This window comes from Pantoea coffeiphila (assembly GCF_016909495.1).
Classification (GTDB): domain Bacteria; phylum Pseudomonadota; class Gammaproteobacteria; order Enterobacterales; family Enterobacteriaceae; genus Erwinia; species Erwinia coffeiphila.
On sequence record NZ_JAFBFW010000001.1, the window covers coordinates 547572 to 561406 of the forward strand.

Here is a 13835-nt window from a genome sequence, read left to right on the forward strand (position 1 = left end):
GCTGACCTGAGGCATTATGCCTGGTCAGCGGTCCCTTCCTAATGGGGTTTTTGTACCGGCACCAGTCGCGACATCAGCAGGCTGCCAAACGCAATAATCAGTGACACCACAAACACCCAGTGCAGCGAGTGCGCGATTTCCGTCAGGATCAGATCAAGGTTCGCGGGTTTGAGCTGCTCGCGCCCGGCGGGTGACATCACCTGCTGCACCGGATCGCTATATTGCGGCAGGCGCAGCATCAAGTTGTAGTTCAGCACCGCCCCCATTAGCGCCGTGCCCAGCGCAGAGCCTAACATGCGGCTGAACATCACCGAAGCGGTACAAATCCCACGGATCTCAAACTGCGCCGTATTCTGCACCGCAATCAGGAAGGTGGTGCTGGTCATCCCCATCCCCGTACCAATGACGAAAGCGGATAATCCGGCATACCATACCGGGCTTTCGCGATGCAAAATCAGTAGCATCGCCGTTCCCGCTATCAGCAGCAGCGAACCCAGCTGAGCGGTAAATCGGTAAGAGGTGTGCTGCATCAGCCTGCCGCTTAGCGTACTGGCCAGCGGCCAGCCAATTGACATCATCGCCAGCGCACTCCCTGCCTGCAGCGGTGTACCGCCGTTAACGCCCTGAATCCAGGTAGGAAGGAATGCACTGATCCCCATCATCGCCGCACCGATCAGCAGGTTGCCTACGTTACCCGCCAGCAGCGTTCTGGTGCGCCAGATAGCCAGGGGAAACAGAGGCTCGCCCGAGTAACGTTCGTGGCGCAACAGTCCCCATCCGGCTAACAGCGCAACGGCGCTTAATACCAGCGTCCAGTAGCCAAGCGACTCGGCCTGTAACAGTGCGGTTAATAGCGCGGTAACGGTCAGCATCAACCAACAGCTGCCGGTGAAATTGATACGCCGATCGGTTTTTTCCCGGCTTTCCGGGAAGAAACGCACCAGCAGCAGCATCGAAATGATACCAATTGGCACGTTAACCCAGAAAACCAGCGCCCAGTTAAAGTGCTGTACCAGCCAGGCACCGGTCAGTGGCCCGACAATCGCCGCTACGCCCCACACGCTGGAAAGCCAGCCCTGCACGCCTGCGCGCTCTTTTGGCGGATAAACGTCGGCGATAATCGTTGAGGTCAGCGGCATAATAGCCCCGGCCCCCAGCCCCTGGAAGGCGCGGAAAAGAATCAGCCAGCCCATGCTACTGGCGAATCCGCAGAGTATCGAGCCCAGCAGGAACAGTCCGGCACCGATAAAAAACACGCGTTTGCGGCCCCACATATCGGCAAGGCGGCCATAGATGGGTACGGTGACCGCCTGGGTAAGCAGATAAATAGAGAAAACCCAGCCAAACTGCGAAAAACCACCCAGTTCAGTAATGATCGTGGGCATCGCTGTGGCGACAATGGTGACCTCAATGGCCGCCATAAACATCGACAGCATGCAGGCAATCAGCACCCAGTGACGCCGGGTTACGGCGTTAATTGTATTTTCTGACATGGGATTCCTTTTCGTTGCTTCCCTGCTAAGTGTGTACCAAATCTTGTCGTGGAGTTTTCGGATTGTGCGCTTTAGCTGGTGACAACGTCACATAAATTCCAGGGTTTTGATTAGCTCAGCGCGCGAAATCACGATAATTAAAACAACATCCCGTCAGGATAGTAAACGAAAACAATGGCTTTTTGCGGCATGGATTCAAAGAAGAGTATAGCCGGGGCGAACTCTTTAAGCGGTTCGCCCACGTTATCTGGCTTATAAGTTCAGGGGAGAGAGATCGAAATAGCGCGACAAATCGCGGGTTTCTGCACGTGGTAAATAAGGAAGCTCACCCAACAGCGGTGCGGGGATCTTATCCTGTAAGACGTTGATAATTTCTGCGTAGTGCGCAAGGCCTGGATTAATTCGGTTAGCCACCCAGCCCAGCAAAGGTAGCCCGTCGTTCAGTATCGCCTGTGCGGTCAGTAAAGCGTGGCTGATACAACCCAGTTTGATACCAACCACCAGAACGACGGGCATCTGTTCCTGCACCACCCAGTCGGATAGCGGGCGCCTGTCGCTCATCAGACTACGCCAGCCGCCGGTTCCCTCAATGACAATATGATCGGCCTGCTCATCCAGCGCATGCAGCCCGCTACTTAATGTGGCATAGCTAAACGACTGCAGGCTGGTACTGATTTCATCATCAAGCAGAGTTACCGGGTTAATGGCCTGATAAGGCAGCTGAAGTGAAGAAGAGGCCTGCAATACCAGGGCATCTTTATTTCTCGGCCCCTCTTCGGTTTGCTGACTACTTTTGGCTACCGGCTTGTAGCCAACGGCATGCTTATCGCCCACCGCAAGCGTTTGCAGCAACCCTCGTGACACTACCGTTTTACCGACTTCAGTATCGGTTCCGGTAACAAATAAACGTTTATACATAAACGGCTCCAGCAGGCCATGTCTGGCCCACAGATAAACTTTTGGGAAGTAATGGAGCGAAAATTGTAGGGCAGCGCCTGGCGGTGAAGATTGCGTTGGCGCAATATTTAGTGGATTCGTTATCCCTGCAGTAATTTGATCAGCAGCGAGCCATTGTAGAGCGCATCCTTCACCAGTGCCGCACCGGGCATCGTTCCCTGGTTCAGGAACTCGGTCGGCTCCACGGACAGCGTTGCGCCATAGTCAGGTAGCGACTGTTGCTGAATGCAGGCGTTAATCGCCGGGAATAAAATCGGGTGTGCGCGATTGAGCGGCGAACCTATCAACACTTTTTGCGGATGGAACAGGTTGACCATAATGGCCAGAATACGTCCAATACTGCCACCGACACCGGTGATAATGTCGCAGGCCAGCTGATCGCCGCTCAGTGCAGCATCACACAGGTTTTCAATCGAAAGCGGCTGATTGTGCAGCGAAGAGCTCATTGATGCCTGCATACGCTGCGCGGCCAGTTCGAGCATGCTTTCCGTACTGGCCACGGTTTCCAGACAGCCGTGATTGCCGCAGTAGCAAAGTTTGCCCCAGGGGTCGACCTGGGTATGCCCTATCTCAACGAGCGTTGCGCCACCGCCGTGCAGCAGTCTGCCGCCGGTAATCACCCCGGCACCAACGTTATGATCGATCACCACCTGCAAAACATCGCTGGCATCACGCGACGCTCCAAACAGTGACTCAGCCATGGTCCAGGCGCAGATATCGTGCTGGATGTAGACCGGCAGTCCGGTTCGCAGCTCCAGTTCCGGCCCCAGCGGCATGTCATCGACCTGATAAAACGGCATGCGATGCACGATACCCGCCTGGCCGTTAACTCTACCCGGTAAGGTAATAGCAATAGCCGTCAGCCGTTCCAGACGGCTCTGGTGGATCACAAAGAATTGATCGATCAGCTGAATAATGCGCTGAAGAAGCGGCTCGGGATCGGTGGGAGGCAGCGCAAACTGCTGTTCAACTACCATTTTGCTGCTGAGATCTCGCAGCGCGATAGTCATATCGCCGTTGCCAATACGAACGGCGAGAAAATGCCAGGCTTCCGTGTCCAGCACCAGGCCAACGGCGGGACGCCCCCGGCTACCGGGTTCCTGGAATTCGGTTTCTTTAACCAGGTGCGCTTCCAGCATTTCACGAACAATCTTGGTAATACTGGCTGGAGCCAGCTGCGCTTTTTTGGACAGTTCGATACGCGAAATAGGGCCAAACCGGTCGATAAGCCGATAGACCGCACCGGCATTGGTCTGTTTAATCTGGTCGATATGACCAGGCTGATTGTCCGCAATCACACCCCAGCTCCCGCTTATTTTCACGCTTCAAAATAAAGCATACTGCTCATGGTGAAACACTTCGCACACAAGGTCAAATATTTGATTCGATATGTGATTTGCAGCACATAAACAGCAGAAGAGCGCTCATGTTTTCCACGATTTAATGCGCCGGCAGCAGCAGCGACATCATGGCCGACATGACGGCTGGTCGTTCACGCAGCCGCGACCAAACCAGCCAGACCTGTGACAGCGCATCTGCTTCCTGTAAAGGAATCCAGACGACATCCGCCAGCCGAACGCGGCGGAAAGATGCAGGCAAAATGGACACACCAAGCCCGGTCGAAACCAGCCCGATAATGGTCATTGCTTCCCCCACTTCCTGGGCAATATTCGGCTCAATCTGGTAGTGATGCAGCAGGGTTAAAATTTCCGTATAGAGGGCCGTTCCGACCTGGGGATCGAAAAAAACAAACGGCTCATTAGCCAGTTCGCGAACGCTGATGGTCTGTCTACCGGCCAGCAGATGGTCGCGATGAACCAGCGCATACATCGGTTCTTCCAGGATCAGCTGATGATCCAGCGTTTCCGGTAACGGTGTATTACGCATCACCCCCAGATCGAGCCGACCATCGATCAGCGGTGCCAGCTGCTGACGCGTGTTGATCTCCTGCATTTGCAGGTGAACGGCGGGAAAACGCTGACGAAAGGTGAACAATGCATCGGACACCACGCTGATAAACGGGGCCGAAGAGGTAAAACCAATACGCAGCTCACCCTCATCACCACGATGCAAACGCGCCGCTTTATCAGCGGCCTGAGCAACGTTTTGCAGTATTAAGCGGGCATCCAGCAAAAACTGCTGGCCGGCTGCCGTCAGGCGTACGCTGCGGTTGGTTCTGGCAAACAGACGTGCGCCGATTTCCTGCTCCAGGATCTGAACCTGCTGACTGAGCGGCGGCTGGGAGATATTCAGCCGCTGCGCCGCACGGCCAAAGTGCAGTTCTTCAGCAACGGCAATAAAGTAACGCAGATGACGAAGCTCGATATTCATATTTTAAATATATCATTTGAGATTATTAATATATTAGACATCATAATAGGTTTTTCTTATCTTTTCCATGGAGAGACTAAGCCATCCCCGCTAAGGAACCTGAAGTGAATCGCTCAACCCACGCCGTTACGCTTGAAGAGCCCGTTAACCGCATCCCGTCTGATTATTCCAATGCCAGTGCGTATATTAATCGCGGCTCACCGCAGTTTATGCGCGTTACGCTGGCCCTGTTTTCCGCCGGGCTGGCCACCTTCGCCTTGCTCTACTGTGTACAACCGATACTGCCGGTGCTGTCGCATGAATTTGGCGTTTGCCCTGCCAGTAGCAGCATTTCGCTCTCCATTTCTACCGGTTTCCTCGCGCTGGGCATGCTGTTTACCGGCCCGCTCTCTGATGCGCTGGGTCGTAAATCAGTGATGGTCACGTCGCTGATGCTGGCGGCCATTTTCTCTCTGCTTTCGTCCACCATGACCAGCTGGCACGGCATTCTGCTGATGCGCGCGCTCACCGGCCTGTCATTAAGCGGTGTTGCAGCGGTAGGGATGACCTATTTGAGCGAAGAGATGAACCCGGCGGTTGTCGCTTTTTCGATGGGCCTCTACATCAGCGGTAATTCCATCGGCGGCATGAGCGGCCGTCTGTTAAGCGGTGTGATCACTGATTACAGCAGCTGGCGCGTGGCGGTTGCCATCATCGGCTGTTTTGCGCTGGCTTCCGCCGTTATGTTCTGGAAAATTCTGCCCGACTCACGCCATTTTCGCCCGGCGTCGCTAAAACCACGCAGTCTGGCCATTAACTTCCGCCTTCACTGGCGCGACAGCGGTTTGCCGCTGTTATTTGCCGAAGGTTTTCTGCTGATGGGATCTTTCGTCACGCTGTTTAACTACATTGGCTATCGTCTGTTGGCCCCCCCCTATTCACTTAGCCAGGCGGTTGTTGGTCTGCTATCCGTTGTGTATCTCACCGGTTCCTGGAGTTCACCCAAAGCCGGTGCGATGACAGCGAAGTATGGCCGGTCACCGGTCCTGTTAGTTTCAACGCTGGTGATGATGAGCGGCCTGCTGATCACATTATTCAGCAGTGTCTGGCTGATCTTGCCCGGCATGATGCTGTTTACCGCCGGATTCTTTGCGGCACACTCCGTTGCCAGCGGATGGATTGGCATGCGTGCACGCCGTGCCAAAGGCCAGGCCTCATCGCTTTATCTGTTCAGCTACTACCTTGGTTCCAGCGTCGCGGGCACGTTAGGTGGCGTGTTCTGGCATAGTTTTGGCTGGAGCGGGATCACCGCTTTTATTTCTGCAATGCTGCTGCTGTCGATACTGGTAGGTAGCCGTCTGCACCTTAAAAAGCTTTGATTTATTCACCCTCTCGGGCCAATGCAATCAGCGTGGCCCGTTTTTTCCCCGGACATCGCGCGAACAGACTGCTTAACCAATCAACGCTAAACGTTATTTACCTTGCCCCTCTCTGCCTGAATAAAACGCACACTGATGTTGAATTGAGCACCAGTAATCATTATCATCATTAGTATGTTGTAACTAATGGGGAATGGAATGAGCCTTTATCATGCCGTAGATCGGTTGCACCACTGCGTCGCTGAGCTGGAGTCTGAACTCGACCTCCTGCAACAGCACATCCTTTCCCTGCGGCTGCTGGCGGCCAGGGTATTTGAATTGCCTGCTGTTGAGAAAGGCAAAGAGAGTGACCCGCTTACGCAGATTAGCGTTGAGCAACGCGTGGGCCAGTCCGCATTACAACTTGCTCTGGCGCATTTTTCACGGCTATTCATGCAGCACCAGTCGGAAAAAATCAGTACCAAATCGGCCGTTCGCCTGCCCGGCGCTATCTGCCTGCAGGTCGACAAAGAGCAGTCTCTCCTTTTCCAGCAGCAGGTTGAACGAATAAACACGCTAAAAAAGCAGCTGGAGCAGATCATTACCGTCGAGTCCGGGCTGCCGAGCGAAGAGCGATTCGAATTCGTTCATACCCACCAGCGCGGATTGATTACCCTCAACGCCTATCGCTCGCTGGTGCTGCTGGATAATCCTGATTCGGTGCGATTCGGCTGGGCCAACAAGCATATTATTAAAAACGTCAGCCGCGACGAAATACTGGAGAAACTGCAAAAAAGCCACAATGCCGGCCGGGCGCAGGCACCGTGGAGCCGCGAGCAGTGGGCGGAAAAAGTGGCACAGGAGATAGAATCGATCAAATCCCTGCCCGATAGCGCGCGCCTGAAGATAAAACGGCCGGTCAAGGTGCAGCCGATCGCCAGAGTCTGGAACAGCAGCAGCCAGAAGCAGACCCAGCTGGCCTGCCCTTCGCCTTTAATCGTGCTGTGTAAGGATACGGCCAGCGTGCCGGTGCTGGGCGAATTGCTTAACTACGACGCGGATAACGTGAATCACCGCCACAAACCGCTGGCGCAGCCGCTGTTTATGCTGATCCCACGGCTGCATCTGTATACCGATCGGCTTGCCTGATGCCCTTAAGCAGATAGAAGCACAAAAAAAAAGCCAGGCATCAGCCTGGCTTAGTCTTCAGGTAGTACAGGAAGGATCAGACTTTCATACTGCCAACCATCTCTTCCGGACGCACCCAGGCATCGAACTCTTCCTCGGTCAGATAGCCCAGTTTCAGCGCCGAGCCTTTCAGCGTCAGCCCTTCTTTATGTGCTTTCTTGGCGATTTCAGCCGCTTTATCGTAGCCAATATGAGTATTTAATGCGGTAACCAGCATCAGCGACTCATTCAGCAGCTGGGTAATGCGGTCACGGTTCGGCTCGATACCGACCGCGCAGTGGTGATTAAAGCTGTCCATGCCGTCTGCCAGCAGGCGTACCGACTGCAGGAAGTTATGGATCACCATTGGGCGGTAAACGTTCAGCTCGAAGTTACCGGACGCGCCGCCGATATTCAGCGCCACATCGTTGCCCATCACCTGGCAACACAGCATAGTCAGCGCTTCACACTGGGTCGGGTTCACTTTGCCCGGCATGATTGAACTGCCCGGCTCGTTTTCAGGAATAGCGATCTCGCCGATACCACAGCGCGGGCCGGAAGAGAGCCAGCGCACGTCGTTAGCAATCTTCATCAGGGAAGCCGCCAGACCCTTCAGCGCACCGTGCGCGTGTACCAGCGCATCACAGGTTGCCAGCGATTCAAATTTGTTTGGCGCAGTCACAAACGGCTGTTTAGTTAAATCGGCCAGTTCTTTCGCCACGCGAACCGCGTATTCCGGGTGGGTATTCAGGCCGGTGCCCACGGCAGTGCCGCCCAGAGCCAGCTCGGCCACATGAGGGATACTCTGTTCGATATGCTTCAGGCTGTGTGCCAGCATGGCAACCCAGCCTGAAATTTCCTGGCCCAGCGTCAGCGGCGTGGCATCCTGCAAATGCGTACGACCAATTTTGACGATGTCTTTATAGGCTTCAGCCTTATCATTCAGCGTCTTTTGCAGCACTTTCAGCTGCGGCAGCAGATGTTCCTGCACCGCCACAACCGCCGCCACATGCATCGCCGTCGGGAAGACGTCGTTAGAGCTTTGACTCTTATTGACATCATCGTTCGGGTGCACCAGACGAGACATGCCGCGCTCACCGCCAAGAATTTCACTGGCGCGGTTGGCGAGCACTTCGTTCATGTTCATATTGGTTTGCGTACCGGAACCGGTCTGCCAAATGGCGAGGGGGAATTCAGCCGTGTGCTTGTCGGCGAGCACTTCATCCGCCGCGCTGATGATAGCGCCAGCACGTTCACCCGGCAGCAGGCCGAGATCGCTGTTTACCTTGGCTGCGGCGCGCTTGGTCAGCGCCAGAGCATAGACCAGCTCGACAGGCATTTTTTCCGTTGAAATGCGAAAGTGTTCCAGTGAACGTTGGGTCTGCGCGCCCCAAAGTTTATCAGCCGGTACTTCGATAGGTCCCATTGAGTCTTTTTCAATGCGGTGGGCTGCCATTCCTCTCTCTCCTTTAGCACAAACATATGATTTTAAATGGCCCGTTTTGAGTAACCGGTGGCCAGTAACTGCGGGCCATATATTTACATACAACTATTTAACATTATGCGACTCATTCGCGTTTATTGCACTCCGATTGTTTTAAAGAGGATTTTTCGGATTGTCTTCCAGGGTATTCTTTGGGTATTACTATCGGCAATTAGCTACCTGAACAGGGTTTAACAGGGAAACATCATGCAAAAATTAATCAATTCGCTGCAAAATTATGCCTGGGGAAGTAAAACGGCGCTGACGGAGCTGTACGGTATCGAAAACCCATCGCAGCAGCCGATGGCGGAGCTGTGGATGGGTGCCCATCCGAAGAGTTCTTCACAGATTATCGTTGATAATGCCCCGCGTTCGCTGCGCGATGTCATCGCCGAGGATAAAACCGGCCTGCTGGGTGAAGCCGTCACCAGGCGTTTTAATGAGCTGCCTTTCCTGTTTAAGGTGCTGTGCGCCGACCAGCCGCTGTCTATCCAGGTTCACCCAAGCAAATCCGCCGCAGTTGAAGGCTTTGCCCGCGAAAACGCGGCGGGTATCCCGATCGATGCTGCTAACCGCAACTATAAAGATGACAACCACAAGCCCGAACTGGTTTATGCGCTGACCCCATTCCAGGCGATCAACGGCTTCCGTCCGCTGAAGGAGATTGCCGCCCTGCTGCTACCCGTATCTGCGGCGCACCCGGCAATTGAGAAATTTATCCACGCACCGGACGCCGCTAATCTGTCCGACCTGTTTGCCAGCCTGCTGTCGATGGAAGGCGAAGTTAAGGCGCGGGCGCTGGATATTCTGCGTGAGCAATTAAACGCCAACGCGGGCGAACCGTGGCAGACCATCAGCAGCATCGCGGAAGTGTATCCCGACGATAGCGGATTGTTTTCCCCGCTGCTGTTGAACGTGATTGAACTGCAGCCGGGCCAGGCGATGTTCCTGTTCGCTGAAACGCCGCACGCCTATCTGAACGGCGTAGCGCTGGAGATTATGGCTAACTCCGATAACGTTCTTCGTGCCGGTTTAACGCCGAAATACATCGATATTCCCGAGCTGCTGGCCAACCTGAAGTTTGTCGAAAAGCCTGCGGATACGCTGCTGACGGTGCCGGTTCAGCAGGGAAATACGCAAACCTTCCCCATTCCGGTAGAAGATTTTGCTTTCGCCATCCACACCCTTAGCGCAGAACCGCTGAGCGTTGAGCAGCAGAGCGCGGCCATTATTTTCTGCATCGAAGGCGAAGCGGTACTGGACAACGGCAAACAGCAGCTGACGCTGAAGCCGGGCGAGTCAGCGTTTATTGCCGCCAGTGAATCGCCGATTACCCTGAGTGGAAGCGGTCGCGTTGCGCGGGCATTTAACGATCTGGCTAATTGCGGCTGACGTATCCAGCCATAATTGCTAATATTATTGAAGTTATTCCACAAAAACGCCGTAAGGCGTTTTTTATTCGCCATTATGTTGCCTGCAGGGTTTGAAGAGGTTAACCGGCGTTCGTGAATCAAAAAAGGACGACTTACAGATGAAAAAAACCAAGATTGCCGTCGGCGTAGTAGTTGCCCTTGGCGTTATCTGGACCGGGGGTGCCTGGCTTACCGGTAAGCAGCTGGAAAAAAACATGGATCAGCTGGTACAGCAAGCGAACGCGCAGATTCGCGATACGGCGCCGGAAAGCCGCCTGCAGCTTAGCTATCAGGATTATCAGCGCGGCCTGTTCAGCAGCACCGTGCGTCTGATCCTTCAGTCCAGTTCACAAACCGAAGACAACTCAATTCTGAAACCCGGCCAGAGCATCGTCATGAAGGAGACCATCGATCATGGTCCTTTCCCGCTTGCCCAGCTGAAAAAATTCAATCTCATACCCAGCATGGCTTCCGTTCACAGCGAGCTGGAAAACACCGATCCGGTGAAGAAGCTGTTTGAAATTGCTAAGGGACAGTCCATTGTTCAGGTTGAAACCCGCGTTGGCTACAGCGGCAGCACCGATTCCGATGTGCGCCTGCTGCCGGCTGATTACAGCAATGTTCAGACCGGTGAACGTTTTGCCTTTAACGGCGGTACGCTGTCGATTTCAGCGGATGACAAAGGTGACGCGGTCAAGTTTGACGGCAATATCGACAGCGTTTCCATTGCCAGTAAAAATGAGCTGGAGATGCCGGTACTGTTTACCATTAACGGCCTCAAGCTTGATGCGAACAGCCGCCTCAGCCCGGAAGGACTGCGCATCGGCGATCAGGATCTGACGCTGAAAAAACTCAGCGCGACCGTGAGTGATAAAGAAGCGCTGACGCTGGAGAACCTTAACGGCAAGTCGACTTTTGATTCGAAGGATAATCACGTTTCCGGCCAGATCGATTACACGCTCGACAGCCTGAAGCTTCAGGGCCAGGACTTCGGCCACGGTAAACTGCTGATTAAACTTGCCGACTTCGACGGCAAGGCGATGAAACAGTTCTCCACTCAGTACAACAACCAGGTGATGGCGCTGACCGGCGATCCGGCCGTCCAGAACAATCCTGAGCTTTATCAGCAGCGCGTCAGCGAGTTGCTGGCGGCAAACCTTCCGCTGCTGCTGAAAGGCAACCCGTCGGTGAGTATTGCCCCCCTGAGCTGGAGCAATGATAAAGGCGAGAGCAGCTTCAATCTTGCCGTACAGTTTAAAGATCCGGCGGCGGCTACGGCGCCAGCCCAGACCGTGGGCCAGCAGGTGGATAACGTGCTGAAGTCGTTCGACGGCAAGCTGCAGATTTCAATGGATATGGCGACGGAGATGATGACTCACGTGGCGATGACCGAGGGGTATGATAAGGATCAGGCCGCCAAGCTTGCCGATCAGCAGGTGAAGGGTCTGGCCGCGATGGGCCAGATGTTTAAGCTGACTACCCAGAAGGATAATAATATTCTCACCACGCTGCAGTACGCTACCGGCCAGGTAACGATGAACGGTGAGAAGATGCCGCTGGAGCAGTTCCTGTCGCGTTATATGCTGGGCGGCGGTGATGAGATTGCACCGCAGGCGCAGCCGGAAGAGCAGCAACAGGCTGCACCTGAAGTTCAGCCGCAGGTTGCTCCGCAGAACTGATTTAGTCGGTGATTCGGTAGAGATCCAGAACCGCTATCCTTGTGATGGCGGTTTTTTTATGTCTGGTGGATAGGGTTCAGCCTCTGCTACTGCTCCAGGGCGGTCCCACTTCGATAATTCCATCGTTTTTTGCTTTTTAAAGTAAGAAGCGCTGTGAAATGGTGGCGGGGGTACAGCCTCTGCTGCTGCTCCAGGGGCGGTCCTCGCGCCGTGCGTGGCACGGTGCCCTCGGTTACGCCATTGCGCCGACGGATCGGCCAGGATTGAACATCCCTGTTCAAACCCGGCCTGACGCCAGCGTCCCTGCTGTCGTCTCCTGGCTCAACGGCTCCACCTCGGCGCTGCGGATGCCCTTACGCAGCAGCAGAGGCTGTCCCTTTCCGACAATTTCATCGCTTTTTGGCTTTCAGGCAACACCAAACTCTGAGAGCAGGCAGGCCGTGCCCCCGAACGGGCAATCCGCAGCGCTGAACGGAGAAAGGAAGCCAGGATTCGGCCGCATGGACGCGGCCGAAAGACACGGTCGGGCCAGGACGGCCCGTCTGTGGCGGTCCGACAGGCTGACGTACGAAGTGAGGGAACCGCGAAGCGGCGCGAGGACAGCCCGAGCGGGGGCGCGGCCAGCCAGCGCTAACTCCCGGCTTTGCAAACAACGCAGCACCAATGCCCAACTATCAGCATTCCGCCCAATTAACCAGCAACCAATCACCCATTTGCGCAAATAACTGGTACTGTTGCGCAATTAGTTTTTATAATGCTCTGCACTTTTACATCACCTCAAGAGTGCCGACCATGATCGACAGCCAGCTTCCCCTTACCGATATTCATCGCCACCTTGATGGCAACATTCGTGCGCAAACTATTCTCGACCTGGGCCGCGAATTTAACATCACCCTGCCCGCCAGCACGCTGGAAACCCTGCGCCCGCACGTGCAGGTTATCGAAACCGAACCGGATCTGGTCAGCTTCCTGAATAAACTCGACTGGGGCGTGAAGGTACTTGGCTCGCTGGATGCCTGCCGCCGCGTGGCGCAGGAAAACGTTGAAGATGCCGCGCGCGCCGGAATTCACTACGCCGAACTGCGCTTCTCTCCGGGCTATATGGCGATGACCCATAATCTGCCGGTAGCAGGCGTAGTGGAAGCCGTGATCGACGGTGTGAAAGCAGGCTGTGCCGCACACAACATTGACGTCCGCCTGATCGGAATTATGAGCCGCACCTTCGGCGAGCAGGCCTGCCTGCGCGAACTGGATGCCCTGCTGGCACACCGCGACGGTATCACCGCGCTGGATCTGGCCGGTGATGAACTTGGCTTCCCGGGAAATCAGTTCCTCAGCCACTTCAACCGCGCACGCGATGCCGGTTTGCGCATCACGGTGCACGCGGGCGAAGCCGCCGGTGCTGACAGCATCTGGCAGGCGATTCGCGAGCTGGGTGCGGAGCGTATCGGCCACGGCGTGAAGGCCATTGAAGATCGGGCACTGATGGATTATCTGGCGGCGAACGGCATCGGTATTGAATCCTGCCTCACCTCAAATATCCAGACCAGCACCGTCGCCTCGCTGGCGAGCCATCCGCTGAAAGCCTTCCTGGAGCACGGTATTCTGGCCACCATCAATACCGACGACCCGGCGGTGCAGGGCATCGAGATTGGTCATGAGTATGAGCTTGCCGCACCGGCAGCCGGTCTGAGCCAGCAGCAGATGCGCACCGCGCAGGATAACGGACTGAAAATCGCCTTCCTGAGCGAGGCGGAAAAAGCCGCGGTACGGGCTCGCGTCGCGGGTTAATGTTCAAGACAGTAGATTAAGAAAAAACTGCCGCCGCATGACGGATAGCGATCCAACAGGCGGCGGCAGTGGTTCGACATTCAATGACCCAAGTGAGTCTACAGCGCTGCGGACATCTCAGCGGCAGTGACTTACGAAGACCCGCGCATTACTTCTGCGGCAGGGTCTTACGTTAACCGCTCAGA

10 protein-coding genes are annotated in these 13835 nt (G+C 55.1%); 5 read left to right on the top strand and 5 right to left on the bottom strand.

The annotated features are described in order from the left end of the window. Positions 1 to 38: 38 nt before the first annotated feature. The 4 genes from JOE09_RS02560 to JOE09_RS02575 all read right to left on the bottom strand — a co-directional run bounded on the left by JOE09_RS02560 (position 39) and on the right by JOE09_RS02575 (position 4781). Entirely contained in the window at positions 39 to 1493 is a 1455-nt protein-coding gene (locus JOE09_RS02560; RefSeq protein ID WP_205064678.1) for an MDR family MFS transporter, read from the bottom strand. A 252-nt stretch (positions 1494 to 1745) separates the two neighbouring features. Continuing rightward, positions 1746 to 2411 (bottom strand): dethiobiotin synthase, encoded by a 666-nt coding sequence (bioD, locus tag JOE09_RS02565; protein WP_105595500.1) that lies wholly within the window; start codon positions 2409 to 2411, stop codon positions 1746 to 1748. A gap of 119 nt (positions 2412 to 2530) precedes the next feature. Then, positions 2531 to 3748, bottom strand: a complete 1218-nt coding sequence (mlc, locus tag JOE09_RS02570) for a sugar metabolism global transcriptional regulator Mlc (protein ID WP_205064679.1) — start codon at positions 3746 to 3748, stop codon at positions 2531 to 2533. Positions 3749 to 3890: 142 nt separating this feature from the next. Beyond that, a complete protein-coding gene (locus JOE09_RS02575; protein WP_205064680.1) occupies positions 3891 to 4781 on the bottom strand; it encodes a LysR family transcriptional regulator in 891 nt (296 codons plus the stop codon). Between the two features lie 104 nt (positions 4782 to 4885). On the opposite strand from JOE09_RS02575, the gene JOE09_RS02580 reads away from it, so the two are divergent. Both JOE09_RS02580 and tus read left to right on the top strand, forming a co-directional pair. Next, complete coding sequence (locus JOE09_RS02580) at positions 4886 to 6139, top strand: MFS transporter (protein ID WP_205064681.1); 1254 nt, start codon at positions 4886 to 4888, stop codon at positions 6137 to 6139. Between the two features lie 198 nt (positions 6140 to 6337). Further along, positions 6338 to 7267: a DNA replication terminus site-binding protein gene (tus, locus tag JOE09_RS02585; protein WP_205064682.1), complete on the top strand. Its 930-nt coding sequence runs from the start codon at positions 6338 to 6340 to the stop codon at positions 7265 to 7267. A 76-nt stretch (positions 7268 to 7343) separates the two neighbouring features. Here tus and fumC read toward each other — a convergent pair whose 3' ends face one another. Further along, a complete protein-coding gene (fumC, locus tag JOE09_RS02590) occupies positions 7344 to 8741 on the bottom strand; it encodes a class II fumarate hydratase (RefSeq protein WP_105595505.1) in 1398 nt (465 codons plus the stop codon). Between the two features lie 234 nt (positions 8742 to 8975). Here fumC and manA point away from each other — a divergent pair, with 234 nt between their 5' ends. From manA to add, 3 genes are all read left to right on the top strand, one after another. Further along, positions 8976 to 10160, top strand: a complete 1185-nt coding sequence (gene manA / locus JOE09_RS02595) for a mannose-6-phosphate isomerase (RefSeq protein ID WP_105595506.1) — start codon at positions 8976 to 8978, stop codon at positions 10158 to 10160. 139 nt (positions 10161 to 10299) lie between these two features. Continuing rightward, positions 10300 to 11859: a YdgA family protein gene (locus tag JOE09_RS02600; protein WP_205064683.1), complete on the top strand. Its 1560-nt coding sequence runs from the start codon at positions 10300 to 10302 to the stop codon at positions 11857 to 11859. A gap of 792 nt (positions 11860 to 12651) precedes the next feature. Next, entirely contained in the window at positions 12652 to 13650 is a 999-nt protein-coding gene (gene add, locus JOE09_RS02605) for an adenosine deaminase (protein WP_205064684.1), read from the top strand. Positions 13651 to 13835: the final 185 nt, after the last annotated feature.

What these genes read in the sequence shown, in the direction of transcription:
- JOE09_RS02560 (WP_205064678.1), bottom strand. Translation starts at nt 1,493, where the DNA reads ATGTCAGAAAATACAATTAACGCCGTAACCCGGCGTCACTGGGTGCTG.
- bioD (WP_105595500.1), bottom strand. Translation starts at nt 2,411, where the DNA reads ATGTATAAACGTTTATTTGTTACCGGAACCGATACTGAAGTCGGTAAA.
- JOE09_RS02575 (WP_205064680.1), bottom strand. Translation starts at nt 4,781, where the DNA reads ATGAATATCGAGCTTCGTCATCTGCGTTACTTTATTGCCGTTGCTGAA.
- tus (WP_205064682.1), top strand. Translation starts at nt 6,338, where the DNA reads ATGAGCCTTTATCATGCCGTAGATCGGTTGCACCACTGCGTCGCTGAG.
- fumC (WP_105595505.1), bottom strand. Translation starts at nt 8,741, where the DNA reads ATGGCAGCCCACCGCATTGAAAAAGACTCAATGGGACCTATCGAAGTA.
- manA (WP_105595506.1), top strand. Translation starts at nt 8,976, where the DNA reads ATGCAAAAATTAATCAATTCGCTGCAAAATTATGCCTGGGGAAGTAAA.
- JOE09_RS02600 (WP_205064683.1), top strand. Translation starts at nt 10,300, where the DNA reads ATGAAAAAAACCAAGATTGCCGTCGGCGTAGTAGTTGCCCTTGGCGTT.
- add (WP_205064684.1), top strand. Translation starts at nt 12,652, where the DNA reads ATGATCGACAGCCAGCTTCCCCTTACCGATATTCATCGCCACCTTGAT.